General features: G+C 69.9%; 28 protein-coding genes, 1 pseudogene and 1 riboswitch. Of the genes and pseudogenes, 18 read left to right on the forward strand and 11 right to left on the reverse strand.

Going from position 1 to position 25,875, the window contains the following annotated elements; all coding sequences use genetic code 11:
- The first annotated feature begins 1 nt into the window (after position 1).
- The 4 genes from ABZ471_RS02395 to ABZ471_RS02410 all read left to right on the forward strand — a co-directional run bounded on the left by ABZ471_RS02395 (position 2) and on the right by ABZ471_RS02410 (position 4,600).
- Positions 2–1,627: a YifB family Mg chelatase-like AAA ATPase gene (locus ABZ471_RS02395; RefSeq protein ID WP_359061502.1), complete on the forward strand. Its 1,626-nt coding sequence runs from the start codon at positions 2–4 to the stop codon at positions 1,625–1,627.
- Positions 1,624–2,784 (forward strand): DNA-processing protein DprA, encoded by a 1,161-nt coding sequence (gene dprA / locus ABZ471_RS02400; protein ID WP_359061504.1) that lies wholly within the window; start codon positions 1,624–1,626, stop codon positions 2,782–2,784. Before ABZ471_RS02395 ends, dprA begins: the two co-directional genes overlap by 4 nt.
- Before the next feature lie 351 nt (positions 2,785–3,135).
- Positions 3,136–3,978 carry an RNA polymerase sigma factor WhiG gene (whiG, locus tag ABZ471_RS02405; RefSeq protein WP_359061506.1) on the forward strand — a complete coding sequence of 281 codons (843 nt, stop codon included), beginning with the start codon at positions 3,136–3,138 and terminating at the stop codon, positions 3,976–3,978.
- 64 nt (positions 3,979–4,042) lie between these two features.
- The gene (locus tag ABZ471_RS02410; RefSeq protein ID WP_359061798.1) at positions 4,043–4,600 is read left to right on the forward strand and encodes a helix-turn-helix domain-containing protein; all 558 of its coding nucleotides are present in this window, start codon (positions 4,043–4,045) and stop codon (positions 4,598–4,600) included.
- Between the two features lie 160 nt (positions 4,601–4,760).
- On the opposite strand, the gene ABZ471_RS02415 is transcribed toward ABZ471_RS02410, so the two are convergent.
- On the reverse strand, positions 4,761–5,321 hold the full coding sequence (locus ABZ471_RS02415; protein WP_359061508.1) for a M23 family metallopeptidase: 561 nt from the start codon (positions 5,319–5,321) through the stop codon (positions 4,761–4,763).
- Positions 5,322–5,619: 298 nt separating this feature from the next.
- Here ABZ471_RS02415 and rpsB point away from each other — a divergent pair, with 298 nt between their 5' ends.
- The 5 genes from rpsB (at position 5,620) to ABZ471_RS02440 (ending at position 10,437) form a co-directional block, all read left to right on the forward strand.
- Positions 5,620–6,561 carry a 30S ribosomal protein S2 gene (gene rpsB / locus ABZ471_RS02420; RefSeq protein ID WP_359061510.1) on the forward strand — a complete coding sequence of 314 codons (942 nt, stop codon included), beginning with the start codon at positions 5,620–5,622 and terminating at the stop codon, positions 6,559–6,561.
- A 151-nt stretch (positions 6,562–6,712) separates the two neighbouring features.
- A complete protein-coding gene (gene tsf, locus ABZ471_RS02425) occupies positions 6,713–7,549 on the forward strand; it encodes a translation elongation factor Ts (protein WP_359061512.1) in 837 nt (278 codons plus the stop codon).
- 203 nt (positions 7,550–7,752) lie between these two features.
- Positions 7,753–8,511 (forward strand): UMP kinase, encoded by a 759-nt coding sequence (gene pyrH, locus ABZ471_RS02430; RefSeq protein WP_359061514.1) that lies wholly within the window; start codon positions 7,753–7,755, stop codon positions 8,509–8,511.
- A gap of 184 nt (positions 8,512–8,695) precedes the next feature.
- Positions 8,696–9,253 (forward strand): ribosome recycling factor, encoded by a 558-nt coding sequence (gene frr, locus ABZ471_RS02435; protein WP_359061516.1) that lies wholly within the window; start codon positions 8,696–8,698, stop codon positions 9,251–9,253.
- Complete coding sequence (locus ABZ471_RS02440; protein WP_359061518.1) at positions 9,253–10,437, forward strand: phosphatidate cytidylyltransferase; 1,185 nt, start codon at positions 9,253–9,255, stop codon at positions 10,435–10,437. The genes frr and ABZ471_RS02440 overlap by 1 nt, the downstream gene beginning before the upstream one ends.
- Before the next feature lie 199 nt (positions 10,438–10,636).
- Here ABZ471_RS02440 and ABZ471_RS02445 read toward each other — a convergent pair whose 3' ends face one another.
- The 4 genes from ABZ471_RS02445 to ABZ471_RS02460 all read right to left on the reverse strand — a co-directional run bounded on the left by ABZ471_RS02445 (position 10,637) and on the right by ABZ471_RS02460 (position 13,627).
- The gene (locus tag ABZ471_RS02445; RefSeq protein ID WP_359061520.1) at positions 10,637–11,431 is read right to left on the reverse strand and encodes an SMI1/KNR4 family protein; all 795 of its coding nucleotides are present in this window, start codon (positions 11,429–11,431) and stop codon (positions 10,637–10,639) included.
- The gene (locus ABZ471_RS02450) at positions 11,428–11,757 is read right to left on the reverse strand and encodes a deoxyxylulose-5-phosphate synthase (RefSeq protein ID WP_359061522.1); all 330 of its coding nucleotides are present in this window, start codon (positions 11,755–11,757) and stop codon (positions 11,428–11,430) included. Before ABZ471_RS02450 ends, ABZ471_RS02445 begins: the two co-directional genes overlap by 4 nt.
- Positions 11,758–11,988: 231 nt before the next feature.
- Positions 11,989–12,228, reverse strand: a complete 240-nt coding sequence (locus ABZ471_RS02455; protein ID WP_359061524.1) for a hypothetical protein — start codon at positions 12,226–12,228, stop codon at positions 11,989–11,991.
- A gap of 376 nt (positions 12,229–12,604) precedes the next feature.
- Positions 12,605–13,627, reverse strand: a complete 1,023-nt coding sequence (locus ABZ471_RS02460; RefSeq protein ID WP_359061526.1) for a hypothetical protein — start codon at positions 13,625–13,627, stop codon at positions 12,605–12,607.
- Between the two features lie 126 nt (positions 13,628–13,753).
- Between ABZ471_RS02460 and ABZ471_RS02465 the strand changes: the two genes are divergently transcribed.
- Both ABZ471_RS02465 and ABZ471_RS02470 read left to right on the forward strand, forming a co-directional pair.
- Complete coding sequence (locus ABZ471_RS02465) at positions 13,754–14,326, forward strand: TetR/AcrR family transcriptional regulator (protein ID WP_359061528.1); 573 nt, start codon at positions 13,754–13,756, stop codon at positions 14,324–14,326.
- Between the two features lie 291 nt (positions 14,327–14,617).
- Positions 14,618–14,932 carry a hypothetical protein gene (locus ABZ471_RS02470; protein WP_359061530.1) on the forward strand — a complete coding sequence of 105 codons (315 nt, stop codon included), beginning with the start codon at positions 14,618–14,620 and terminating at the stop codon, positions 14,930–14,932.
- 267 nt (positions 14,933–15,199) lie between these two features.
- On the opposite strand, the gene ABZ471_RS02475 is transcribed toward ABZ471_RS02470, so the two are convergent.
- Both ABZ471_RS02475 and ABZ471_RS02480 read right to left on the reverse strand, forming a co-directional pair.
- Positions 15,200–15,406: a cold-shock protein gene (locus ABZ471_RS02475; protein WP_359061532.1), complete on the reverse strand. Its 207-nt coding sequence runs from the start codon at positions 15,404–15,406 to the stop codon at positions 15,200–15,202.
- Positions 15,407–15,496: 90 nt separating this feature from the next.
- Positions 15,497–15,649, reverse strand: a pseudogene (locus ABZ471_RS02480) (site-specific integrase); the annotation flags it as partial.
- Between the two features lie 723 nt (positions 15,650–16,372).
- On the opposite strand from ABZ471_RS02480, the gene ABZ471_RS02485 reads away from it, so the two are divergent.
- Entirely contained in the window at positions 16,373–16,750 is a 378-nt protein-coding gene (locus tag ABZ471_RS02485) for a hypothetical protein (RefSeq protein ID WP_359061534.1), read from the forward strand.
- A gap of 481 nt (positions 16,751–17,231) precedes the next feature.
- Here ABZ471_RS02485 and ABZ471_RS02490 read toward each other — a convergent pair whose 3' ends face one another.
- From ABZ471_RS02490 to ABZ471_RS02500, 3 genes are all read right to left on the reverse strand, one after another.
- A complete protein-coding gene (locus tag ABZ471_RS02490; protein ID WP_359061536.1) occupies positions 17,232–17,621 on the reverse strand; it encodes a hypothetical protein in 390 nt (129 codons plus the stop codon).
- A gap of 317 nt (positions 17,622–17,938) precedes the next feature.
- Positions 17,939–18,145, reverse strand: a complete 207-nt coding sequence (locus ABZ471_RS02495; RefSeq protein ID WP_359061538.1) for a hypothetical protein — start codon at positions 18,143–18,145, stop codon at positions 17,939–17,941.
- Positions 18,146–18,266: 121 nt separating this feature from the next.
- The gene (locus ABZ471_RS02500) at positions 18,267–18,485 is read right to left on the reverse strand and encodes a hypothetical protein (RefSeq protein ID WP_359061540.1); all 219 of its coding nucleotides are present in this window, start codon (positions 18,483–18,485) and stop codon (positions 18,267–18,269) included.
- A gap of 42 nt (positions 18,486–18,527) precedes the next feature.
- Between ABZ471_RS02500 and ABZ471_RS02505 the strand changes: the two genes are divergently transcribed.
- From ABZ471_RS02505 to ABZ471_RS02530, 6 genes are all read left to right on the forward strand, one after another.
- Complete coding sequence (locus ABZ471_RS02505; RefSeq protein ID WP_359061542.1) at positions 18,528–18,983, forward strand: hypothetical protein; 456 nt, start codon at positions 18,528–18,530, stop codon at positions 18,981–18,983.
- Positions 18,984–19,108: 125 nt separating this feature from the next.
- Positions 19,109–20,215, forward strand: coding sequence for a 23S rRNA (adenine(2503)-C(2))-methyltransferase RlmN (gene rlmN / locus ABZ471_RS02510; protein ID WP_359061544.1), 1,107 nt, complete (start codon positions 19,109–19,111; stop codon positions 20,213–20,215).
- A 24-nt stretch (positions 20,216–20,239) separates the two neighbouring features.
- Positions 20,240–20,347: riboswitch (TPP riboswitch) on the forward strand.
- Positions 20,348–20,420: 73 nt separating this feature from the next.
- Entirely contained in the window at positions 20,421–21,530 is a 1,110-nt protein-coding gene (locus ABZ471_RS02515) for a thiamine ABC transporter substrate-binding protein (RefSeq protein WP_359061546.1), read from the forward strand.
- Positions 21,531–21,571: 41 nt separating this feature from the next.
- Positions 21,572–23,173 carry an iron ABC transporter permease gene (locus ABZ471_RS02520; protein ID WP_359061548.1) on the forward strand — a complete coding sequence of 534 codons (1,602 nt, stop codon included), beginning with the start codon at positions 21,572–21,574 and terminating at the stop codon, positions 23,171–23,173.
- A complete protein-coding gene (locus ABZ471_RS02525; RefSeq protein WP_359061550.1) occupies positions 23,173–24,195 on the forward strand; it encodes an ABC transporter ATP-binding protein in 1,023 nt (340 codons plus the stop codon). Before ABZ471_RS02520 ends, ABZ471_RS02525 begins: the two co-directional genes overlap by 1 nt.
- Positions 24,196–24,220: 25 nt before the next feature.
- Positions 24,221–25,018: a maleylpyruvate isomerase family mycothiol-dependent enzyme gene (locus tag ABZ471_RS02530; protein WP_359061552.1), complete on the forward strand. Its 798-nt coding sequence runs from the start codon at positions 24,221–24,223 to the stop codon at positions 25,016–25,018.
- Between the two features lie 72 nt (positions 25,019–25,090).
- Here ABZ471_RS02530 and ABZ471_RS02535 read toward each other — a convergent pair whose 3' ends face one another.
- Positions 25,091–25,777 carry an LAETG motif-containing sortase-dependent surface protein gene (locus ABZ471_RS02535; RefSeq protein WP_359061554.1) on the reverse strand — a complete coding sequence of 229 codons (687 nt, stop codon included), beginning with the start codon at positions 25,775–25,777 and terminating at the stop codon, positions 25,091–25,093.
- Positions 25,778–25,875 lie beyond the last annotated feature (98 nt).

Raw genomic sequence — 25,875 nt, forward strand, 5'->3', positions numbered from 1 at the left:
GATGGGATTCGCCCGTACGTGCTCGGTGGCGCTGGTGGGCGTCGAGGGCGTGGTGGTGGAGGTCCAGGCGGACCTGGAACCCGGGGTGGCGGCGTTCACACTGGTGGGGCTGCCGGACAAGAGCCTGACGGAGAGCCGGGACCGGGTTCGGGCGGCGGTGGTGAACTCGGGCGGCGAATGGCCGCAGAAGAAGCTCACCGTGGGACTCAGCCCGGCGTCCGTGCCCAAGGCCGGGTCCGGATTCGACCTGGCCGTCGCCTGCGCGGTGCTCGGTGCCGCCGAGCGGATCGACCCCCGGGTCCTCGCCGACATCGTCATGATCGGAGAGCTGGGACTGGACGGCCGGGTGCGGCCGGTGCGGGGCATCCTGCCCGCGGTCCTCGCCGCCGCCGACGCCGGCTACGAACAGGTGGTCGTCCCGGAGTGCGCCGCTGCCGAGGCCTCGCTCGTACCCAGCGTGTCGGTGCTCGGCATCCGCAGCCTGCGGCAGCTGATCGCCGTGCTCACCGACGAGCCCGTGCCCGACGAGGATCCGGGCGATCAGGGACGCCCGGATCCCCTCCTGGCCGGTCTGCGGGTGCCGGGCACGGGTGCGGCCACCGGCATGCGCGGCTTCGGTGCCGCACAGCACGATCAGGACCACGACCTGGCCGATGTCGTGGGTCAGACCTCGGCGCGCACGGCCGTGGAGGTGGCCGCGGCCGGCGGGCACCATCTGTTCCTCGAAGGCCCGCCGGGCGCGGGCAAGACCATGCTCGCCGAGCGCCTGCCCGCCGTTCTGCCCCGGCTCACCCGGGAGGACTCGCTGGAGGTCACCGCGGTCCACTCGGTGGCCGGGCTGCTGCCCCCGGGCAAGCCGCTCATCGACGTCGCGCCCTACTGCGCCCCGCACCACTCGGCCACGATGCAGTCCCTCGTCGGCGGCGGACCCGGCGTCGCGCGGCCCGGTGCCGTGTCCCTCGCCCACCGGGGCGTGCTGTTCCTCGACGAGGCGCCCGAATTCCACAGCCAGACCCTGGATGCCCTGCGGCAGCCCCTGGAGTCCGGACACGTGGTGATCGCGCGGAGCGCGGGCGTGGTCCGGTTCCCTGCGAGGTTCCTCATGGTCCTGGCGGCCAACCCCTGCCCCTGCGGACGCTTCTCGCAGCGCGACTCCCTGTGCGACTGCCCGCCGTCGGCCATCCGCCGCTACCAGGCCCGGCTGTCGGGTCCGCTGCTGGACCGGGTCGACCTGCGGGTCGAGGTCGACCCGGTCACCCGCGCCCAGCTCACCGAACCCGGCGCCCGGGGCGAGTCCACCGCGACCGTCGCCGACCGGGTCCGGGCAGCCAGGCAGCGGACGGCCGCCCGCCTCGCCGGAACCCCCTGGCGCACCAACAGCGAGGTGCCCGGGCGGGAGCTGCGCAGCCGCTTCCACGCCGTCGCCGGTGCGATGGACGAGGCCGAACGCAACCTCGAGCGGGGCGTGCTCACGGCCCGCGGGATCGACCGGGTCCTGCGCGTCGCCTGGACGGTGGCGGACCTCGTCGGCCACGACCGCCCGGACGCCACCGACGTCTGTCTCGCCCTGCAACTGCGCACCGGAGTGCCGCGGGGCGTGCCCATGGCCATCGGAGCCCTGACATGACCGCAGAGGGTGATCCGGACGAGGAACTCCTGGGCCGGATCTTCCTCGCCCGGGTCATCGAACCCGGGGACGAAGCCGGTGGGCGGTGGATGCGGGAGTTCGGGGTGGGGGAGGTGGTGCGGCGGTTGCGGAACGGCGGCGAGCCGTTGCCGGGGGCGAGCGGGACGCAGTGGGGTGGACTGGTGGGGCGCGCCCGGCGGGCGGAGCCGGAGCGGGATCTCGCCGTGGCGCGGGCGGCCGGGGTGCGGTTCGTGTGTCCGGGGGATGCGGAGTGGCCGGGCCAGCTCGACGACCTCGGGGACAGCCGGCCCACGGGGCTGTGGGTGCGCGGGCGGCCCAGCCTGCGGATGTGGGCGCTCACCTCCGTGGCCGTCGTCGGAGCGCGCGCCTGCACCGAGTACGGCGCCCATGTCGCCGGCACCCTCGCCTCGGGACTCGCCGAGCGGGGCTGGGTCGTCGTGTCGGGCGGTGCCTACGGGATCGACGGGGCCGCCCACCGTGGCGCTCTCGCCGCCGGCGGTGCCACGGTCGCCGTCCTGGCCTGCGGCGTCGACCGGCCCTACCCCCGCGGCCACACCGCACTGATCAACAGGATCGCGGAACAGGGCCTGGTGGTCGGGGAGCTGCCGCCCGGTGACCATCCCACGCCGAGCCGGTTCATCCTGCGCAACAGAGTGATCGCGGCGCTCACCAGGGGAACCGTCGTCGTGGAGGCCGCCTGCCGCAGCGGGTCGCTGGTCACCGCGCGGGCGGCAGGGCGCCTAGGACGATTCACCATGGGGGTGCCCGGGCCCGTCACCAGCGGTCTCTCGGTCGGCGTGCACGAGCTGCTGCGCGGCGACGCCGTCCTGGTCACGGATGCCGCGGAGGTCATCGAACTCGTGGGCGACATGGGCGAGCTGGCCCCGCCCCGACGGGGCCCCGTGCTCCCGCGCGACCTGCTGGAACCGGCTGCCCGGGCCGTCCTCGCCGCCCTGCCCGCAAACCGTACGGCCCCTGCCGAGGAGATCGCGTCCGGCGCGCGCACCACCCCAGATGACGCGATCGCGAGACTGTACGAACTCCGATCACTTGGTTACGTCGAACGACACGGCGACGGCTGGAAGTTGACACGCCAGACGATGACCTCGGCGCGGGGCGGTCGTGGTCCATGCTGACCGAGCGTGTTCGGCCGTCCGGGGGAACCCCCTACGCCCTTGGGATTTCCCGGAGTTGACCCCTTGGTCCGATCACGCAGAGCGAGCTGCGCGACGCGGTCGTGCGAACGGCGGAAGGGGCCCGCGCACGGGTGGAGCCTCGTTGTTCGCACACCGCGACTCCTCAGTCACGCTACGCTCACGAAAGTCCGGGCGCAGACCGCGCCAACTCGACATCAGACAGACAGCTCACCCAGGTGGCCCACTTCACCCCACGACCGCCCAGCCCTCCCCAGCTCTCCCACTTCACCCACTTCTCAGCGCAACACGGCACTTCACGGCACTTCACGGCAGAACGGCACAAGGCGACGAATGCCCCAGCACACCTCCGGGTCCGACCGGGCGGCGATCCCCCCAGCCGCCCGCGACGGTGGCAGCGTGCGGCCGCCCGCTCCCTCGACGCTTGACGAGCTGTGGCGGTCGTACAAGGCGACGGGGGACGACCGGCTGAGGGAGCAGCTGATCCTGCACTACTCGCCGCTCGTCAAATACGTGGCGGGCCGGGTGAGTGTGGGTCTGCCGCCCAATGTCGAGCAGGCCGACTTCGTCTCCTCGGGTGTGTTCGGGCTGATCGACGCGATCGAGAAGTTCGACGTCGACCGGGAGATCAAGTTCGAGACGTACGCGATCACCCGGATCCGGGGCGCGATGATCGACGAGCTGCGAGCGCTGGACTGGATCCCCCGGTCGGTCCGGCAGAAGGCGCGGAACGTCGAGCGGGCCTACGCCACCCTGGAGGCGCGGCTGCGGCGGACGCCGACGGAAGGGGAGGTCGCGACCGAGCTGGGCATGGAGGTCGACGAGCTCCATGCCGTGTTCAGTCAGTTGTCGCTGGCCAACGTCGTCGCCCTGGAGGAACTGCTGCACGTCGGCGGCGAGGGCGGGGACCGGCTCAGTCTCATGGACACGCTGGAGGACACCGCCGCCGACAATCCGGTGGAGGTGGCCGAGGACCGGGAACTGCGGCGGTTCCTGGCACGGGCGATCAACACGCTGCCCGAGCGGGAGAAGACCGTGGTCACGCTCTACTACTACGAGGGGCTCACCCTCGCCGAGATCGGCAACGTGCTCGGGGTGACCGAGAGCCGGGTCAGCCAGATCCACACCAAGTCGGTGCTGCAGCTGCGGGCCAAGCTGGCGAGCTTCGGGCGCTGAGTCCTCCCTTCCGGGGTGGGGTGTCCGTAAAGTGGTCGGCGTGCCAAGGATTCGAGCGGCCTCCGTGGCCGAGCACCGGTCGATGCAGCGAGCCGCCCTGCTGGACGCGGCTCGGTCCCTGCTGTCCGAGGGCGGGACGGAGGCGCTGACCTTCCCGGCTCTCGCCGAGCGCACGGGGCTGGCGCGGTCGTCCGTGTACGAGTACTTCCGCTCGCGGGCCGCCGTGGTCGAAGAGCTGTGCGAGGTCGACTTCCCCGTGTGGGCGGCGGAGGTCGCGGCGGCGATGGAGCGGGCGTCGTCGGCCGAGGGCAAGGTCGAGGCGTATGTGCGCCGGCAGCTGGCGCTGGTCGGGGACCGGCGGCACCGGGCTGTGGTGGCGATCTCGGCGAGTGAGCTGGATGCGGGGGCACGGGAGAAGATCCGGGCCGCGCACGGGGGGCTGGTCGCGATGGTCGTCGAGGCCTTGGGGGCGATGGGGCACAGGGAGCCTCGGCTGGCGGCGATGCTGCTGCAGGGGGTCGTGGATGCGGCCGTGCGGCGGATCGAGCTGGGTGCGGCTGAGGATCCTGCGGCCATTACGGACGCTGCTGTGGCTATGGCTCTGCGCGGTGTGAAGGGCTGAGGGGCGCTGTGGCAGGCGGGGGTTGATGTCACTCGCCCGCGCCCGCGGGGTGCCCCCACTCCTGGCTTCGCTCGAGCGGCGGGACCAACATCGCCCACCCGTGCCGCCTGGGGGTCCCCCCAGGCCTTTGAGGCACCGGGGGAGGCACGACTGCCCGCAGCTAGGCAGGGAGCGGAACTCCCAGTACCGGCAGCAGTCTCGATGGGCCCCTGTGCAGCAGCCAAGGTGGCAGCAGGGACAGGGGGTCCAGGTAGGTCTCGCCTCTGAGCAGGCCCCAGTGCACGCACGTGCCGGGGCAGTGCGACCCCGTGGCTTCCACCGTGCCCACCACCTCGCCCGCCCCCACCGCATCCCCCTTCTGCACCGACGGACTCACCGGCTCGTACGTGGTCCGCAGACCCGTCCCCGTCAGCTCCACCGACACCACGCCCCGTCCCGCCACCCGGCCCGCGAAGGACACGCGGCCGGCCGCCACCGCGCGTACCGGAGCCCCGGAAGACGCGCCCAGGTCCACGCCGCGGTGCCCCGGGCCGTACACCGTCGCCGGGGGCTCCCAGCCCCGTAGCACCACCGGCCGGGCGCCCACCGGCCACGCGCGGCCGATGGCCGGAACTCGGCCCTCGGGAGGTGGCGGGGACGCCGGGTCCGGGGTGTCTGCCCAGGCCAGGGGAGCCAGCGCCGCCACCGCCGAGACCAGCAACAACCCTGCCCACACACCCATGCATCGCATCACTCGTCGCATGCGGAAACCGTCCCGCACCCCGCCGATCATGGCCGGGAGCTGTGGATTACTCCCCGGTTGTGGACGGCGGCGTCACCCGGTGCCCCGGCGGTCCCGTACACTTCTTCTGGCGATCCGGGTCACCGGGTCGACTTCGCACGCCCCGGTGCGGCCGCCGGAAACGGTCGGTTCGTACCAAGCGCCCCTCGGTCCTTCGTGGCACGGCGCGTCGTGGGCGTCAGGCGCATCCGCCGTCCGGTGGATGCGGCACAACCGAGAAATTCAAGGAGATACGGCCATGGCCGTCGTCACGATGCGGGAGCTGCTGGAGAGCGGCGTCCACTTCGGTCACCAGACCCGTCGCTGGAACCCGAAGATGAAGCGCTTCATCTTCACCGAGCGCAACGGCATCTACATCATCGACCTGCTCCAGTCGCTGTCGTACATCGACCGCGCCTACGAGTTCGTCAAGGAGACCGTCGCCCACGGCGGCACGGTCATGTTCGTCGGCACGAAGAAGCAGGCGCAGGAGGCCATCGCCGAGCAGGCCACCCGCGTCGGCATGCCCTACGTCAACCAGCGCTGGCTGGGCGGCATGCTCACCAACTTCTCGACCGTCTACAAGCGTCTGCAGCGCCTCAAGGAGCTCGAGCAGATCGACTTCGAGGACGTCGCCGCGTCCGGTCTGACCAAGAAGGAGCTTCTCGTGCTCTCGCGCGAGAAGGCCAAGCTGGAGAAGACCCTCGGTGGTATCCGCGAGATGCAGAAGGTGCCCAGCGCCGTCTGGATCGTGGACACCAAGAAGGAGCACATCGCGGTCGGCGAGGCCCGGAAGCTCAACATCCCGGTCGTCGCCATCCTCGACACCAACTGCGACCCCGACGAGGTCGACTACAAGATCCCGGGCAACGACGACGCGATCCGCTCCGTCACCCTGCTCACCCGTGTGATCGCCGACGCCGTCGCCGAGGGCCTCATCTCCCGCTCTCGCGTCGCCACCGGTGACAAGGGTGAGAAGGCTGCGGGCGAGCCGCTCGCCGAGTGGGAGCGCGACCTGCTCGAGGGTGAGAAGAAGGACGAGGCTCCGGCCGCCGAGGCCGCTCCGGCTGAGGCTGCTCCGGCCGCCGAGGCTGCTCCGGCCGAGGCCCCGGCCGCTGAGGCTGCTCCGGCCGAGGCTCCGGCCGCTGAGGCTGCTCCGGCCGCCGAGGCCGAGAAGACCGCCGAGGGCGAGCAGGCCTGACGTCAGCGTTGACGGCGGGGGCGGCGACATGAAGTCCGCCCCCGCTGTTCACGCGTAGGTCGGCGCGGCGTCCGCGATCGGCGTCTACATGTTGACCGCACACTGTGCTGATCTCCGATCTTCCAAGACTTCGAGAAAGACTCACAGACTCATGGCGAACTACACCGCCGCCGACGTCAAGAAGCTCCGTGAGCTGACCGGCGCCGGCATGATGGACTGCAAGAAGGCGCTGGACGAGGCCGAGGGCAACGTCGAGAAGGCCGTCGAGGCGCTGCGCATCAAGGGCCAGAAGGGCGTCGCCAAGCGCGAGGGCCGCTCCGCCGAGAACGGCGCCGTGGTCTCCATCATCGCCGACGACAACTCCTCCGGCGTCCTCGTCGAGCTGAAGTGCGAGACGGACTTCGTCGCCAAGGGTGACAAGTTCCAGGCCGTGGCCAAGACCATCGCCGAGCACGTCGCCAAGACCTCCCCGGCCGACCTCGAGGCGCTGCTCGCCTCCGAGATCGAGGCCGGCAAGACCGTCCAGGCGTTCGTGGACGAGGCCAACGCCAACCTCGGCGAGAAGATCGTCCTGGACCGCTTCGCGCAGTTCTCCGACGGCTTCGTGACCGCGTACATGCACCGCACGATGCCCGACCTGCCCCCGCAGATCGGTGTCCTCGTCGAGCTGGACAAGCCGAACGCCGAGGTCGCCAAGGGCATCGCGCAGCACATCGCCGCCTTCGCGCCGAAGTACCTCTCCCAGGCGGACGTCCCGGCCGAGATCGTCGAGTCCGAGCGCCGCGTCGCCGAGGAGACCACCCGCGCCGAGGGCAAGCCCGAGGCCGCGATCGCCAAGATCGTCGAGGGTCGCCTCAACGGCTTCTTCAAGGACGCCACGCTGCTCGGCCAGCCGTACGCGCTGGACAACAAGAAGTCGGTCCAGAAGGTGCTGGACGAGGCCGGTGTCACCCTGACGCGCTTCTCGCGCATCAAGGTCGGCATCTGAGTCCGTACCGCGATCGACGCGCGACCCGAAGAGAAATCTCGGTAGGGTCGACAGCAGTCGTCCGCGCACACCGCCACATCCAGGCAAGTGGCGGACGGCAGCAGATCTGACGAGGAGGCCATTGCCGCGCATGGGAGCGAAAAGCGACCCCACCGGCAATGGCCTTCTTCGTATGTGCAACACGTGAAAGAGGCGGGATCTCCATGACCACCAAGGCCCAGAAGAGCGACGACGGCAAAGTACACGGCCGGTTTCTGCTGAAGCTGTCCGGAGAGGCCTTCTCCGGTGGCGGCGGCCTGGGCGTGGACCCGGACGTGGTGCACAAGATCGCCCGCGAGATCGCGGCCGTCGTCCGGGACGGTGCCGAGGTCGCGGTCGTCATCGGCGGCGGCAACTTCTTCCGCGGCGCCGAACTGCAGCAGCGCGGCATGGACCGCGCCCGCTCCGACTACATGGGCATGCTCGGCACCGTGATGAACTGCCTCGCCCTCCAGGACTTCCTGGAGAAGGAGGGCATCGACAGCCGGGTGCAGACCGCCATCACCATGGGACAGGTCGCCGAGCCGTACATTCCGCTGCGCGCCGTGCGCCACCTGGAGAAGGGCCGCGTGGTCATCTTCGGCGCCGGCATGGGCATGCCGTACTTCTCCACCGACACCACCGCCGCCCAGCGCGCCCTGGAGATCGACGCCGAGGCGCTGCTCATGGGCAAGAACGGCGTGGACGGGGTCTACGACTCCGACCCCAAGACCAACCCCGACGCCGTCAAGTTCGACGCCCTCGGCTACGGCGAGGTCATCACCCGCGACCTCAAGGTCGCCGACGCCACCGCCATCACCCTGTGCCGCGACAACAAGCTTCCGATCCTCGTGTTCGAGCTGCTGGCGGAGGGCAATATCGCCCGGGCCGTCAAGGGTGAGAAGATCGGCACGCTGGTGGGTGACCAGGGCAGCCGGGACTGACCGGCACACCCCCGTCACCCGGGGTACGACACCTGTCCGGGGGACGGACGGGACGCACCCTGGCCGGGGGATGGACAATGTCCTGCCGGTCGGGAACCGTGCAGGAAGAAGACGCGACGCAGCCGGCCGCCGCCCCGACGAGGAACCGCAGCCGGGCCTCACTCAAGACACGCAGGAGCAAGTGGTGATCGAAGAGACCCTCCTCGAGGCCGAGGAGAAGATGGAGAAGGCCGTCGTGGTCGCCAAGGAGGACTTCGCCGCGATCCGCACCGGCCGTGCGCACCCGGCGATGTTCAACAAGATCGTGGCCGACTACTACGGTGCGCCGACGCCGATCAACCAGCTGGCTTCGTTCTCCGTGCCGGAGCCGCGCATGGCTGTGGTGACCCCGTTCGACAAGACCGCGCTGCGCAACATCGAGCAGGCGATCCGCGACTCCGACCTGGGCGTCAACCCCAGCAACGACGGCAACATCATCCGGGTGGTGTTCCCCGAGCTGACCGAGGAGCGTCGCCGGGACTACATCAAGGTCGCCAAGACCAAGGGCGAGGACGCCAAGATCTCGATCCGCTCGGTGCGCCGCAAGGCCAAGGACGCCATCGACAAGCTGATCAAGGACGGCGAGATCGGCGAGGACGAGGGCCGCCGTGCGGAGAAGGAGCTGGACGACACCACCGCGAAGTACGTCGCACAGGTGGACGAGCTCCTGAAGCACAAGGAAGCGGAGCTGCTCGAAGTCTGATGAGCGACTCTTCCTGGGGGGCGCCGCCGTCGGCGGGGCAGGCCGGGTACTGGGGGCCCACCGAGGGTGGGCCTGTCCAGGGGGCTGCCCCGGCGGGTCCCGCGTACGATGCGCCTGAGGCGCAGCACACTCGCCCCATGCCCATCGTGCCCGACGTACCCGCGTATGGCGGAGACCAGGACGACGACCGGGGAGCCGCACGGCTGGGCTCCTTGTTCCGAGACGAGACGCACTACGCACCGCAGTATTCGTCGCAGCATTCACCGCAGTGTCCGACGCCGAATCCGACGATGAACCTCACACAGAGTCCGACGCAGAATCCGGAGCCCATGCCCGACGCCCCGCAGCCGGCGCCCGCGCCGCAGAAGAAGAGCGCGGGCCGTGACCTGAGCGCGGCCATAGGGGTCGGCGTGGGACTCGGTGTGGTGATCATCGCCTCCCTGTTCGTCGTCAAGGCCGTGTTCGTCGGTGTGGTCGCGGTCGCCGTGGTCGTGGGCCTGTGGGAGCTGACCAGCAGGCTGCAGGAGCGCAAGGGCATCAAGGCGCCGCTCGTGCCGCTCGCGGTCGGCGGCGCGGCGATGGTGGTCGCGGGCTATGTGCGGGGTGCCGAGGGTGCGTGGGTCGCCATGGCTCTGACGGCGCTGGCCGTCCTGGTCTGGCGCATGACCGAGCCACCCGAGGGCTATCTGAAGGACGTCACGGCGGGCGTCTTCGCCGCGTTCTACGTGCCGTTCCTGGCGACTTTCGTCGCGATGATGCTCACGGCCGACGACGGTCCCTGGCGGGTCCTCGCCTTCCTGCTCCTGACGGTCGTCAGCGACACCGGTGCGTACGCCGTCGGCTGGCGTTTCGGCAAGCACAAGCTCGCCCCGCGCATCAGCCCCGGCAAGACCCGTGAGGGCCTGCTCGGCGCGGTGCTGTTCGCCATGGTGGCGGGCGCGCTGTGCATGCAGTTCCTGATCAACGACGGCACCTGGTGGCAGGGCCTGCTGCTGGGCCTCGCGGTCGCGGCCAGCGCGACCCTGGGCGACCTCGGCGAGTCCATGATCAAGCGCGACCTGGGCATCAAGGACATGGGCACCTTGCTCCCCGGCCACGGCGGCATCATGGACCGCTTGGACTCCTTGTTGCCTACGGCTCCGGTGGTGTGGCTTCTTCTGGTGATTTTCGTCGGGAGTGGCTGAGGGAGGCCATGGCGCCGCGCCGCGGTAGCGGCACATGGACACAGCATGGAGCGCTTGGACTCTTTGCTGCCTACGGCTCCGGTGGTGTGGCTGCTGATGGTGGTCTTCGTCGGCTCCGCGTGAGCCTTGTCGGCCACGGCTTTCGGGCCTCGTCCTGAGTACAGGGCGGGGCCCGTCGTCGTACCCGGCAGGGGACGGCTCAGTCCGCCGGGCCGTCGTCGGCGTCCCAGTCCGGCAGGGGCAGGCCCTCTGCCGTGGTGATCTCCAGGACCGTGCAGCCCATGAGGCGTACGGCGGCGAAGAGCCGGTCGCGTGCCGCTGCGCGGTCTCCGGGCGGGAAGGAGACGCGGATCTGGTGCGGGTGGGAGCGGTCGTAGGTGAGGTGCCAGTCCGTGCCGGCCGTCGCGAAGTGCTCCTGGCCGTGCTCGCCGTCCTCGGACTGCCACGAGCCCCGGTCCACGGTCGGGGCCAGCACGTCCCGCAGGATCCGCAGCCGCTCGGCGTACGGCCGTGAGCCCTCGGACAGCCGCAGGCACCGGTACCGCCGGGGCCGGAAGGCGTTGAACCAGGGCGCCAGCTCCGGCTCCATGTCGGCCAGGACGGCGGACCGCAGCCGCCCCGTCACCCACTCCTCGACGAACGCGGCCGAGCCCGGCGCGCACTCCTCCCGCCCGGTGCCCCGGCCCACGACCACCACGGGCCACTCCTCGGGATCCCCCTCGGTACGCCAGCACAGCCGGTCGGCGTCCGTCGTGGTGCCCCACACCAGCAGGCCGTCGTACCGCTCCAGGCCGTTGTGCGGACTCGTCCCGAACGGCGTGCGCAGATACAGGTAGTCGCAGAACTCGCCCCAGCCGTACGTCTCGGCCAGCAGCTTGTAGTCCGCGGGCAGCCGCACCCCGAGCCGTGCCTCGGCCGCGGCCCAGTCCCCGTGCCCGTCGACCGGCGGCTCCGGCGGCGGGACCAGCCGGGTGAGCGCTTCCAGACCCGTCACGGCAGTTCGATCCGGCGCAGGGCCCTCTCGGCCGGCTCACCGGTGCGGCGGGCGTACGCCAGCCGCTCGCGCACCTCGCGCCGGGTACGCGGCCGGTAGCCGGGGCCGCCGCAGCAGCTCTTGTGGAAAGCGACGCCCGCGTTCAGCAACACGGTGAGCGTCCGCCACGCGGCCAGGTCCCGCCTCCGGGGCGCGGCGAAGGCCGAGCCCGCGTACATCAGCGCGCCCGCACAGCGCGGACAGGTCCGCTCCCGCCACGGGTCGTAGCACTGCTTGTACGAGACCCGGCAGGACAGACAGACGTACGAGGTCTTGGCGGCAGGCATGCCGCCAGCCTAGGGAGGCCCGGGATCCCGGCCAAGCGGGTTTCCGGCACCCGCCGACGAGGGCGATGTCCGCAGGGCGGAGCAGGGTGCGCGGGCGAGGCCTGAGGTGGGGCCGTCGCACAACGATGTGCGGGGTGCTCCCGTCCCGTATGCCATCGCCCCAGGCAGAGCCGAGTGGTGTGTGGGTCGACGGCGGACGGGACGGGAGCTGGGGTGAGGGGACCGTTCGGCCTAGAAGCCGAAGTGGTCGATCACGTCGCCGTTTCCGCACTTGTTGGTGGGGCCGGCGGGGAGGTAGCCACTCAGGATGGGTACCCCGACTGCTCCGGAAAGGCAGGAGGTTGCCGGCGAGAAGGTCCAGTGGTTTCCACCGGTGACGCCACCGCCGAGGTTGGCGTCGTCGGCGTTTGCAGGAGCGGCCATGGCCGCGGTGGCCAGGGCGAGCGCGGCAGTGATGATGATCTTTCGCATGCTCGCTGTAACGATCGGAACGATCGGAGGGTACGCCCCTGCCGCAGGCATGTCACCCGTGTGCCGTAAGCGACGAGCGCAAACGGGGAACAGTGGGGGCCTACGGGTCGAGCGTCGCGTAACCCCAGCTCAGCAGGATCCCAGCTCATCGATCATTTGCATACGCGATCCATCGAACCGGCTATCCGGGTTCGACTCCCGCCGCCCGCTCCGTTCGGCCCGGGGGTCCTGACTTCGAGGTTCGAATCCTGCCGGGGCACAGCGAGGAGGGCCGGCTCAGGAGGGGTTTCTCCCGGGCCGGCCCTTCGGTGTTCGAGCAGGACCCTGCGAGCCCGTAGTGGCACGTCTGTGGCACGACCTTCACCCTGACCGTGGGTCAGGTGGTCACCCGCGTGCGCCGCCGCCTCCGACGGGGGTGCAGGCCCACCAGGAGGGCGGCGATCGCCGCCCACAGTGCCAGGGTGGCCAATGGCTGCACCGCCTGCGCGCCGTGGAAGTAGCTCAGGTCGGTGACGGCGCGGACGGCCGCGCCCGGCGGCAGCAGGGCGGAGACGGCGCGAGCGGCGGAGGGCAGGAGGTCCGGGCCGATGGTGGCTCCGCTGGTGGAGTTGCCGACCGTGAGCAGCAAAAGGGTGGCGACGGGCACGCCGACCGGGCCGAGGTACGTGCCCAGCAGTTTGGTGGTGAACGTGGCTGCCGCGGCAAGCAGGGTCAGGGCGAAGGCCAGCGGCATCACGGGCGCGGGCACCGCCCCGAGGATGGGTCCGGCGATGACGGTGGCGACGATGCCGATGGCCACAGAGACGCCGGACAGCAGCCAGAACCGGTGGCGCAGGTGCAGATGGTTCGCGAGGCCCAGGGCGTTCTGGGCAAGGACGAAGCCGGCCAGCGTGACGCCGAACGCCATATAGAACCCGGCCAGTCCACGGGAGTCGAAACGGGCGAACGGGACGACGTCCACCGTGGTCAGGCGCTGGCCCGATCCGTGGGCATAGGCGCCGATCAGGCTCTTGACGGCCATCGTCGTCGACTGCCCGTTGGCCCCGCCGACGTCCAGGCGCAACCGGTCGGAGTCCGCGCGGCCGCTGAGTGCGGCCACGACATCGCGGCGCTCCACCTCAGCGCGCCCCGTGGCGGCGTCGGCGACAGGATGGACATCGACGCTGTCACCAAGGACCCGGCGTATCTCGCCCGAAAGCTCCTGCCCGGCGACAGCCACCGGCACCCGGTGCGGCTGGGGGTTGCGCTGCAGACCGATGTAGCAGCCGACGAAGGCCGCCACGACGACCAGGGCGATCACGGCCGGCTGGAGCCAGAGGCGGACCGGTGGCGCGGTTGCGGAGGAGGAGGTGGCGGTGGTCAGGTCGGCTTCGGCGGCCGGGCCGAGGCGAGTGGCCATGAAGTGTCTCCAATGAAGGGGGCGCGCCCTTGGATGAGGGGAGAGGAGCGCCCCGAATAGATGACGCAAGTAATCTAAATGCACCGTACGATAGATGTCGTACGACATTCAAAAGGGAGGTGCCCGATGGGTCGCGTCTCACAGGCGCAGGCGCAGGCGAACCGCCGGCGGGTCGTGGAGCGGGCCTCGCAGCTGTTCCGCGAGCAGGGCACGGGCGTGAGCGTCGCGGATCTGATGAAGGCGGCCGGCCTGACGCACGGCGGCTTCTACAAGCAGTTCGCCTCCAAGGAGGCTCTGATCGACGAGGCGGTCACCCACGCGTTCGGCAAACTGGCCGAGTTCCACGCCGCCACACTCGAAGAGCATGAGGGGCACTGTGTCGAGGCCCAGCAGTCCCTGATCGACGGGTACTTGTCCGTCCGACACCGGGACAACCCCGCCTCGGGCTGCCCCGTCGCCGCGCTCGCCACCGACATGGCGCGGGACAGTGGCGACCACGCGGCGCACCGCACCTACGCGGAAGGGGTACAGGACTTCACCCAGTGGCTCGCCACCGACGACGAGGACGGCATCGCCCGGCTGTGCACCATGCTCGGCGCCCTTCTCCTGGCCCGCGCCACCAAGGACTCCCCGCTGTCCGAGCAGGTCCTCTCCGCCGCCCGCACCGCACTGTCACCCGCCCCGCGACCACATGTCTGACATCCGCTGCTGACATCGACGACGCCGTACGGGGCGTACGCCAGCGTCTGTGTCCGGGCATCGCATCGGTCGCCAGCAGCAGCTGGACGGTGCTCGGACCGACCTCCTGAAGCGTTGGTCCGCCACCAGGAGGCGCCGACGGCAATGGCGGCAAGGCTGATGGCAACGCCCGCGGACGGCGACGGCCCGCGGCAACTCGTCGCGGGGGTGACAGAGAGCTGCCGGGCCGGTCCGCTCGAGGTGTGCCCGCATCCTCCGAGCCCCCGGTGACCGAGGCGTCAGAATCTGGCGATGGACGAGTACGCGTGGCCCACGGGCCGTAGAGCGCCGGCCGCGGACGCGGTGCTGGAGAGCTGGGCGGCAACCGTCGCGGCCCTGCCCGTAGGGACCCGGATCACCGGAGAGGTCATCGGCCGCCAGCCCTTCGGGGTCTTCATAGGTATGGATGGTGTGCCGGACGCCATAGCGCTGGCGGAGATCACGGCCATGCCGCAGGGGATGGACCTCCCGGCCCTCGGTGCCTCTGTCAGTGGTGAGGTCTTCTGGCACGCCCACAACCACCAGGTCAGGGTCCGGCTCGACGAGTGGCTGACAGCCGACGAGTGATCGTCCCTGGGCCGTCCGAGGCCGATCAGCAACGACCGGTGACGCCTACTGACGGCAGTCGCAGTCCGCCACACCCGCAGGTCACCCAATTGGATCTGCGACACTGGTACAGCCACGCCTAAGCCCGGAGAACTGGCAGTGCTCCGGCAGCAACCAGCCCCCTACCTGCGTGTTCGGTGCAGATAGAGGGCTAGCCTGGGCGGCCGGGCCGTCTCTGGGCCGTCGTTTCGCCGCTTCCTCGTCCGGGTCCGAGGCTGACCAGGGGACCTAGCGTTGAGGGACCACGTTTTCGGCCTGCGGTCCCTTGGGTCCCTGGGTGATGCTGTACTCCACCCGTTGGTTCTCCTCCAGCGACTTGTAACCGGACGTCTGGATAGCCGAGAAGTGGACGTACACGTCCGGGCCGCCGTCGTCCTGGGTGATGAACCCAAAACCCTTATCCGCGTTGAACCACTTCACAGTGCCCTGAGCCATGCGCCGTGCCCTCTCTCTGATGGATGATCACGTCCATGATCCCCGGCTGCCTTGGGGCGAAAACCGCCTAATTATGCGCGGATAAACATATTAGGGCGATTCTGTCATGAGTACGACATCTATTGCCTGTTGGGTGCGCGCATGGCTATCCGGCATGAGGTGCGCGTATACCCGCAGCGTCAGCGCCGGGTCGGTGTGCCCGAGGTACTGACTGACGGCCTTGATGCTCTCTCCCGCGTCAAGCCCCGGCTGCGCTCCGCTCCGCCGGGCGCGCTTCCCGGCTCCGCTGCGGGCGACGCTCCTGCCTCCGGCCCGCTCCGCCCGCGCTGCGCCGACGCGCGCCCACATGTGGATAGGGCCGGTGGCCATGAGTCGATCACCGCATAGAGCGACCCGCGGTCAAGGCAATTGCCTCCGGCGGGGGATCGGCCGGCACCGGGATGGAGGGGGCGCCGTCGCCGACTGCGGGACCGTAGTGGCGTGCGTGGGGTGCTCCCATCCCATACGCCGTCGACCCAGGCGGAGCCGAGCAGACGCGGCCCATGGCGTCCAGGTCGTTCGTACAGTGACGCGCTCCACCTGGACGCCATGAACCACGCCCGCTCCACGGGGTGTGGGTCGACGGCGTACGGGATGGGAGCCGGGGAAGTGGTGGGTTGTCGTGGCTGCTGCCGTGCCGCAGGGATCTTGCTATAGCCGCAGGTCATCTGCTGACACAGCGGTCCGACGCCAATCGTTGACCGGTTCGGTACCCGGCCCAGCGACGCCGGATCGCCGTGGAACGTCACTTCCCGTTCTGAGCCTGTCAAGCCCCGACTTTCCGTCGTTCTGCCTGTTTCTCCAGATGAGCGAACCTGTTTCAAGGAGGCGTCGAGGCGCCATCGTCGAGCCGGTGTAAACGTCACAGGAAATCCTCGACCCGTCGCATTCGGAAATGCGAAAGGCTATCGCTCAAGGGAGAAAGCAATGACCACTAATATTCGCCTGCAGATACCTCGAATTTTGGGCGCATCTTTCATTGCTGCGCTTCTCGTCGGAACGGCGGGAGCAGTCGGTGCTCAAGCGGCTCCTCAGTCGGCGAGCACGGTACAGAACCTGAACCAGGGTGGTGGTGACGCCGGTCAGGGCGGCGGCGGCAATGGCGGTCTGAACCAGGATTACGGTGATGTGAACCAAGGCGGCAGCGGCGGCAGTCTGAACCCGGATTACGGCAGCGACAACGTCTCGATGAACGGTCCCCCACCGCCGAAGGATCGGATTAGGCAGGGCCACCACGCGCCCAATCTGAACCTGCCACCGGATTGGATTACGTCGCACCCGCCCGTGCCCGAGACGGACTCGTAACAAACCCGATTTAATGGCCATGAGTTAAACCGTGTCAGGTGTCAGCCGGTGAGCACGATGGTGCGGGCGACTCGGCGAGTGCCGGGGTCGCTTGGGCTGCAGGTCGATAGTTCAGGTGCGGTGCATGTGGGACGGTCGCGGACGAGCACAAGGAGCCCTGGGCACGGTCCCGTGGCCGTGCCATTCTCGTGCCAGAACGGACGGGGACTCACGGGGAACCGGGGTCTGCAGGGGTGAGGGATGCCAGACTGCCCACGGTACGGACTCCGTAGGCCGTGCGCGTGATCGCCCCACCTCGCTCCTAAAGCGGTGACCGGCGGCATCCTTGTGGCCTTCGGGTGCCCGCTCGGCGGGCCTTGAACAGCGGCCCTGGACTGGGTCATGAACAGTCCGCTGGCCTTGAGTGTCACCGCGCCCGTAGCAATTCCCGGACCACGCTTTTACGCCTGGCTCAGTGATCTCCAACCGGTCGAGGTCACTGCTAACCCTTATGACTTCCGTAGGGGAACTGCGCCTGCAACGAGGCGGCTGCGTCCTTGAGCTGGCGAGCCTGCTCAAGCGTCTCAGACCTGTCGTAATCAGAAGCCGGGTAGCAGAACCCTGCCTGCGCGTAGAGCGCCCCGAAGTCCGGCATCACCGGAAACGTCAGTGCGCCCCTGATGTCCGTGGCCGTCGGAAGCTCGACAGTCTTCGCATTCTCGACCCAGGTGGCGGCCTCCTCACAGATGGCCTCTGCCTTCTGCTTATCCCAGCCCGGGTCACCATCCTCTGGGGCCGCCTTGATCTTGGCGTGGAGGGATGAGACCCGAGGCGCCATATCCGACAGGATCTTGTACAGGTCCACGTCCGTAGCGTCATCCGGCTTCTTCATGTTGATCTCCTTTGCTGGGACCTGACCAACGTGGCAGGAGCGACTAAGTCACGGAGACTACGCAGGGCGCATCAGAAAGGTCGCAGCAGGTGAAGACGGTCTTGCCCTGTGCCAGGCCGTCTCAGTTTCCGTCTCATTCGGCGAGGTTCACCGCCGTTCAGGCAGGACCATCCGCGGGGGTCGTCCCAGCACTTACCCGCCCATGAACGCAGGTGAACGGCCCTGTACTCCTCCCAGCAAGGCACCAACAGACCTGGAAAGCGTGTTGGCCCAGGGCGCTGTCTCGGCAGGGTCAGGCGTCAGCTACTTGTCTTCGTTCACCAGCGGTCCGGCCCCACTCCGCGCCAGTCGATCCACGGCACCCCCGCGATCTCGGCAGGGTCGATCTCCAGCCCGGCTCGGCGGAGGAACTCGGCTAGGTCGACCGCGTTGTGGGCCAGCCCGAGGATCTCGCCGTCAATGCGCACGCGTCGGCCACCTGTGGGCGACGGCGGATGGACGATCACGCGAATCGGTCCGGACATACCTTCAGGATCATCCGGGGTATACGCCCCCGCAGTCCCGTGCGTCATTCGGGGACCCTCAGTTTCCGGACCGCAGAACGCGTCGCGCCAAGGCCGCAGCTGCATCCGGTGATGAAGCCGCTCAACTCACGTCCCGTCCCGACCGTTCCAGGTCACGCAGCTCCCACCACGCCGCGGGGCTCGGCCGCCGTTGCTGCCGGTAGGGATGGAAGAACAGCTGAGCCGACAACCGATACAGGCGCCGGCGCAGCTCGATACGGCCCGGCCGCTCGGCGAGCTGCCTGTAGGTGGCGCTCCATTCCTGCTGTGCCTGGGCCAGGTCGGAGGGGAACGATCGCATGGCCAAATTCAAGCACGTGTTCGATTTGCGAGTCCATCGAAGATGATGCTGCCGGTCTGGGCGACGTTGTCGGGGCACGCCTCGGTGTGGGGCGACCCGTGGAGCGATCGCGCCCAGCGGCGAATCCTCAGCGAAGCTCGGGCCGCCTCTGAGGCTCTGGCCGCGCTGCGTCCTGATCTGTCGATGGATGAGTACGGGTGGCTCACGGGCCCTGAAGTGCTGGCCGCGGACGCAGTGCGGGAGCGCTGGGCGGCAACCGTCACAACCCTGCCTGTCGGGACCCAGATCACCGGAGAGGTCATCGGTCGCCGGCGCTTCGGGGTCTTCATACGTATGGATGGCGTGCCGGACGCCATAGCACTGGCGGAGATCACGGCCATGCCGCAGGAGATGGATCTTCCGCCCCTCGGGGCCTCCGTCAGTGGTGAGGTCTTCTGGCACGCCTACAACCACCAGGTCAGGGTCCGGCTCGACGAGTGGCGGGCGGCCCACGAGTGATCGCCCCTGGGCCGTCCCTGGGCCGTCCGAGGCCGCTCAGCAGCGACCGATGATGCCTACTAACGACAGTCGTAGCAGGCGGCAGCCGCAGGTCACCGAGTTTGATCTGCGACACTGGTACAGCCATGCCTAAGCCCGGAGAACTCACTTTCGTCGCCCCGCGCGGAGCCAAGAAGCCGCCGCGGCATCTCGCCGACCTCACGCCCGCCCAGCGCAAGGACGCGGTGGCCGAGATCGGTGAGAAGCCGTTCCGTGCCAAGCAGCTCTCGCAGCACTACTTCGCGCGGTACGCGCACGACCCCGAGCAGTGGACGGACATCCCGGCCGGCTCGCGGGACAGGCTGCGCGAGGCGCTGTTCCCGGAGCTGATGACCGTCGTGCGGCATCTGTCGACCGACGAGGGGACGACGCGCAAGACGCTGTGGAAGCTGTTCGACGGCACGCTCGTCGAGTCGGTGCTGATGCGGTACCCGGACCGGGTGACGATGTGCATCAGTTCCCAGGCCGGGTGCGGGATGAACTGTCCCTTCTGCGCCACCGGGCAGGCGGGGCTCGACCGGAATCTGTCGACCGCCGAGATCGTCCACCAGATCGTCGACGGGATGCGGGCTCTGCGGGACGGCGAGGTGCCCGGAGGGCCGGCGCGGCTGTCCAACATCGTCTTCATGGGGATGGGGGAGCCGCTCGCCAACTACAACCGGGTCGTGGGAGCCATCCGGGCGCTCACCGATCCCGCTCCGGACGGCCTCGGGCTCTCCCAGCGCGGCATCACGGTGTCGACGGTCGGGCTCGTGCCCGCCGTCCACCGGCTCGCCGACGAGGGCCTCAAGTGCCGGCTCGCGATCTCCCTGCACGCGCCCGACGACGAACTGCGCGACACCCTCGTCCCCGTGAACACGCGATGGAAGGTGCGCGAGGTGCTGGACGCCGGCTTCGAGTACGTGGAGAAGTCCGGGCGCCGGCTGTCGATCGAGTACGCGCTGATCCGCGACATCAACGACCAGGCCTGGCGAGGTGACCGGCTCGGGCGGCTGCTCAAGGGCAAGCCCGTGCACGTCAACCTGATTCCGCTGAACCCCACGCCGGGGTCGAAGTGGACCGCCTCCCGGCCCGAGGACGAGAAGGCGTTCGTCGAGGCGATCGCCGCCCACGGGGTGCCCGTGACCGTCCGGGACACCCGTGGGCAGGAGATCGACGGGGCGTGTGGTCAGCTGGCGGCCACCGAGCGGTAATCTTTCCACGCCAACAACATCTTCATATTCCGACAGGGGAGCGCCACAGCGCTGAGAGTGCGGCAATCGGGCCGCAGACCCTCTGAACCTTGCCCAGGTCATTCTGGGTAGGAAGTTCGGTCATCACTCATGCTGTTGCGCCCTGCCCGGGTCCGTGCCCGGGCGGGGCCGCGTTCTTCCTGGCCAACCCCCAGGAGGACATCCAGTGCACAACAAGACCCTCGTGGCCGTGACGATAGGGCTCGGCCTCGTCACCCTGTCCGCGTGCGGATCGACGGACACCAAGGGTTCCACGGACTCCAAGACCGTGACCCTTGTCAGCCACAACTCGTGGGCCGTCTCCAAGAACGTACTCAAGGACTTCGAGAAGCAGTCCGGCTACACGGTCAGGGTCCTGGAGGACGGTGACGCCGGGCAGGCCGTCAACAAGGCGATCCTGACCAAGGACAACCCGCAGGGCGACGTCTTCTTCGGCGTCGACAACACCCTGCTGTCCCGTGCCCTCGACAACGGTCTCTTCCAGCCGTACACGGCGAAGGGCCTGGACACCGCCGGTGCCGCCTACCAGCTCGACAAGGACAAGCACCGGGTCACGCCCGTCGACTACGGCGACATCTGCGTCAACTACGACAAGGCCTACTTCAGCGAGCACAAGCTGACCCCGCCGCAGTCCTTCGCCGACCTCGCCAAGCCGGAGTACAAGAACCTCCTCGTCACCGAGAACGCGGCCACCTCCTCGCCCGGCCTCGGCTTCCTGCTCGGCAGCGCCGCGCAGTACGGGGATGGGGGCACCTCCCGCTCGAGCGAAGCCGAGAGTGGGGGAGGGTGGCAGGACTACTGGAAGAAGCTCAAGGCCAACGGCGTCAAGGTCGTCGACGGCTGGGAGCAGGCCTACCGCCAGGAGTTCTCCGGCTCGTCCGAAGGGAAGAAGGCCGGTGGCGACCGTCCGCTCGTGGTGTCCTACGCCTCCTCCCCGCCCGCCGAGGTGATCTACGCCAAGAAGCGGCCGAGCACCGCACCGACCGGCGTCGCGACCGGCACCTGCTTCCGGCAGATCGAGTTCGCCGGGCTGCTGAGCAACGCCCGGAACACCAAGGGCGGCAAGGCGTTCATCGACTTCCTGCTCTCCAAGCAGTTCCAGCAGGACATGCCGCTGAACATGTTCGTGTACCCGGTGGTGCAGGGTGCCGCGGTGCCCGCCGACTTCACCGAGTACGGCCCGGCCGCCAAGAACCCGGAGACCATGGCCCCCGGCAAGATCGCCGCCAACCGCGACCAGTGGGTCAAGTCGTGGACGTCGCTCGTACTGAAGTAGCCGAAGGGCGGACGCGCGGGAGCGCGGCGCGGCTGGGGCTCATGGCTCTGCCCGTCGCGTTCTTCGCCGTCTTCTTCGCCTGGCCCGTCGCCGCGATCGTCGCGCGCGGGCTGAAGACGGACGGCGTCTGGCAGTTCGGGCGCATGGCGGATGTCGTCACACAGCCGGACATCCGGCACGTGCTGTGGTTCACCACCTGGCAGGCGCTCGCCTCCACCGCGCTCACCCTGCTGCTCGCCCTGCCCGCCGCCTATGTCTTCGCCCGCCTGGACTTCCCGGGCAAGCAGCTGCTGCGGGCCGTCGTCACGGTCCCGTTCGTGCTGCCGACCGTCGTCGTCGGTACGGCGTTCCTCGCGCTCGTCGGCCGTGGCGGGCTCCTCGACGACCTGTGGGGCCTGCGGCTGGACACGACCGTGTGGGCGATCCTGCTGGCGCACGTCTTCTTCAACTACGCGGTCGTCGTCCGTACGGTGGGCGGGCTGTGGGCCCAGCTCGATCCCCGGCAGGAGCAGGCCGCACGGATGCTGGGCGCGTCTCCGGTGCGGGCCTGGCGGAAGGTGACGCTTCCCGCTCTCGTACCCGCCGTGGCCGCTGCCGCGCTGATGGTGTTCCTGTTCACCTTCACCTCCTTCGGTGTGGTGCAGATCCTCGGCGGGCCCACGTTCTCCACCCTCGAAGTGGAGATCTACCGGCAGACCTCCGAGATCTTCGACCTGCCGACGGCCGCCGTCCTCACCCTCGTCCAGTTCGTCGCGGTGGGCGCGATCCTCGCCGTGCACGCCTGGACGGTACGGCGGCGGGAGACCGCCCTGCGGCTCGTCGACCCGAAGGTGACCGCCCGCCGGCCGCGCGGGGCCGGGCAGTGGGCACTGCTCGCCGGGGTCCTGGTCACCATCGCCCTGCTGCTGGTCCTGCCGCTCGCCGTGCTGGTGCGGCGCTCCCTCGACGCGCCGGGCTTCGGCTACTACCGGGCGCTGACCGACTCCGACGGCGGCACCTTCCTCGTGGCGCCGCTGCACGCCGTGTGGACCTCCCTCGAGTACGCCGTCGCCGCCACCGCCATCGCCGTACTGATCGGCGGACTCGCGGCCGCCGCGCTGGCCCGCAGGGACGCGGGACGGCTGGTGCGCGGCTTCGACGCGCTGCTCATGCTGCCGCTCGGCGTGTCCGCCGTCACCGTCGGCTTCGGCTTCCTCATCGCGCTGGACAAACCCCCGCTGGATCTCAGACAGTCCTGGATTCTCGTCCCGCTCGCGCAGGCGCTCGTGGGCGCCCCCTTCGTCGTACGGACCATGCTGCCCGTGCTGCGGGCGGTGGACGGGCGGCTTAGGGAGGCGGCTGCCGTGCTCGGGGCCTCGCCCTGGCGGGTGTGGCGGGAGGTCGATCTGCCGCTGGTGCGGCGGGCGCTGCTGATCGCGGCCGGGTTCGCCTTCGCCGTGTCCCTCGGCGAGTTCGGGGCGACCGTGTTCATCGCGCGGCCCGACAACCCGACGCTCCCGGTCGCCGTGGCCCGGCTGCTGAGCCGCCCCGGGGACCTCAACTACGGGCAGGCGATGGCCCTGTCCACGATTCTGATGGTGGTGTGCGCGGCCGCGCTGCTGGTGCTGGAGCGGCTGCGCACGGACCGGACGGGGGAGTTCTGATGCTGCTGAGCCTCCAGGCCGCGACCGTGCGCTTCGGCGGGCGGCCCGTGCTCGACGCGGTCGACCTCGATGTCGCCGAGCACGAGGTGGTGTGTGTGCTCGGGCCCAGCGGCAGCGGCAAGTCGACGCTGCTCAGAGCGGTGGCCGGGCTGCAGCCCCTGGACGCGGGACAGGTGCTGCTCGGCGGCCGGGACCAGGCGGGCGTGCCCGCGCACCGGCGGGGCGTCGGGCTGATGTTCCAGGACCACCAGCTCTTCCCGCAGCGGGACGTCGGCGGCAACGTGGCCTTCGGGCTGCGGATGCACGGCGTGCCGAAGGGCGGACGGGACGCCGAGGTCGGGCAGTTGCTGGAGATGGTCGGCCTGCCGGGGGCCGCCGGACGGGCGGTGGCCGGGCTGTCCGGCGGCGAGCAGCAGCGCGTGGCCCTCGCCCGGGCGCTCGCGCCCCGGCCGCGGCTGCTCATGCTGGACGAACCCCTCGGCCAGCTCGACCGCTCGCTGCGGGAACGGCTGGTGGTCGAACTCCGGGAACTCTTCGGCCGGTTGGGTACGACCGTGCTCGCCGTCACCCACGACCAGGGCGAGGCCTTCGCGCTGGCCGACCGCGTGGTGGTGATGCGGGACGGGCGCATCGCCCAGTCCGGGACGCCGCTGGAGGTCTGGCAGCGCCCCGCGGACGCGTTCGTGGCCCGCTTCCTCGGCTTCGACAACGTCGTCCCGGCGACCGTCGAGGGCGCGGCGGCGGACACCCCGTGGGGCAAGCTGCCCGTGCCCGACGGCGCACCCCAGGGCACCCGGCAGCTGCTCGTCCGGCCCGCCGGAGTACGGCTGGTGGCCGCCGACGAGGGCCTGCCCTGCACGGTGACCGCCCGCACCTTCCGGGGCACCCATGTGGCCGTCCGTCTCCAGCCCCGGGACGACGGCCCGCGCCTGGAGGCGGCCTGTACGCTCCGGGACGCGCCGGAGGCCGGCACCGAGGTGGGGATCGCGTTCGACGTGGCCGAAATCGTCGTGCTCGGCTGATCACCGCGCCCCTAGGGTGAGGGTCATGACATTGCTCGCACATGACCGTTACTGCGATGAAATCGCCCATCAGGTGGGGCAGCTGAGGGCAGTGGTGACCTCCGGTACGGACCTCGCCGCCACCGTGCCGACCTGCCCGGACTGGTCGCTTGAGGACCTCGTACGCCATATGGGCGGCGCCCTGCGCTGGGTGGACGCCCTGGTGCGCAGCCGGGCGCAGGAGAACATCCCCGAGGAGCAGGTTCCGTTCGGCGCGGGACCCGAGGAGCGGGGCGACGCGGCGGCCCTGGACAAGTGGCTGGCGGAGACCGGCGAGCGGGTCGTCGAGGCGCTGCGCGAGGCCGGGCCCCACACCACGGTGTGGGCGTGGGCCGGCATCCTCGACTCCGGGTTCTGGGCCCGGCGCATGGCGTGCGAGATCACCGTGCACCGCGCCGACGCCGCGCTCACGGCCGGGCTGCCCTACGAGGTCGCGCCCGACATCGCCGCCGACGCCCTGGACGAATGGCTCCAGCTCGTGGAGTGGGTGCAGCGGAACGCGGCGCACCCGGCGGCGCAGGAGCTGCGTGGCCCCGGCCGGAGCATGCACCTGCACGCCACCGACACCGATCCGGCCCTGAACGCCGAGTGGATCATCGAGCTGGAGGAGGACGGCGTTCGCTGGCGCCGCGGCCACGAGAAGGCGACCGTCGCCCTGCGCGGCCCGCTCACCCCGGTCCTGCTCGCCTTCTACCGGCGGCTGCCTCTGGACGCGCCCGGCCTGGAGATGCTGGGCGAGCGCGAGCTGCTGGAGTTCTGGCTGGAACGGACCACTTTCGGGTGAACGGCCGGACACGACTGCGGCCCGTCCCCCGGGGATACGGGGACGGGCCGCAGCGGTGTACGGAGTGAGGCGTCAGCTGCCGCTGTTGGACCCACGGCGGCGCATGCCGAAGTAGACCGCGCCACCGCCGACGACGACCAGGGCGCCCGCGACACCGGCGATCAGGCCGGTGTTGGAGTTCGCGCCGGTCTCGGCGAGGTTCGAGTCACCGGCCGCCGGGGACGGCGCGTTGCTCGGGGTGCTCGCCGGGGCGGAGCTGCTCTCGGAGGCCGACGGCGTCGGGGTCGCGGAGCCGGCCGGGGTGGACTTGGACGGGGACGGCGTGGCCGACGGCTTCGGAGTCGGGGACTCCTCCTTCTTGCAGGCCGTGGACGGGGTCACCAGGTCGTTCTTGATGTCCTTGTCGACCTGGTCACCGGCCTTGACGTGGATGCGGTAGGTGGCGTTCGGCTTCCAGTTCTCCTGGAAGGTCACCGTGGTGCCCACGACGGAGCCCTTGACCTCCTGCGGCTCGCCGACCTGCTTCTCGACGCCCGCGGCGTTCTTCGAGAACACGGTGATGGTGGCCGGGGTGCCGGAGGGGTCCTGGTCGTTGACGACGATGGTGCCCTTGTTGCCGTCGCACTTGGCTTCGGCGGAGAACTCACTGATGTTGCAGGCGAGCGCCTGCCCGGCGACACCGAGGGCCAGCGCGGCGGAGGCGGAGGCAACACCCAGGATGCGCACGGAACGGCGTGCGCTGCGGCGGGTTATGGACAACGTTTGTCCTTTACAGAGTGCAGTGCTGCGGGGGGCTTGAGGGGAGGCCGGGACGAGGGAAGAGGTGATGCCCCAGCACCCCCAGGAGGCTCACAGGT

The sequence above is a fragment of the Streptomyces sp. NPDC005728 genome, assembly GCF_040630895.1.
Classification (GTDB): domain Bacteria; phylum Actinomycetota; class Actinomycetes; order Streptomycetales; family Streptomycetaceae; genus Streptomyces.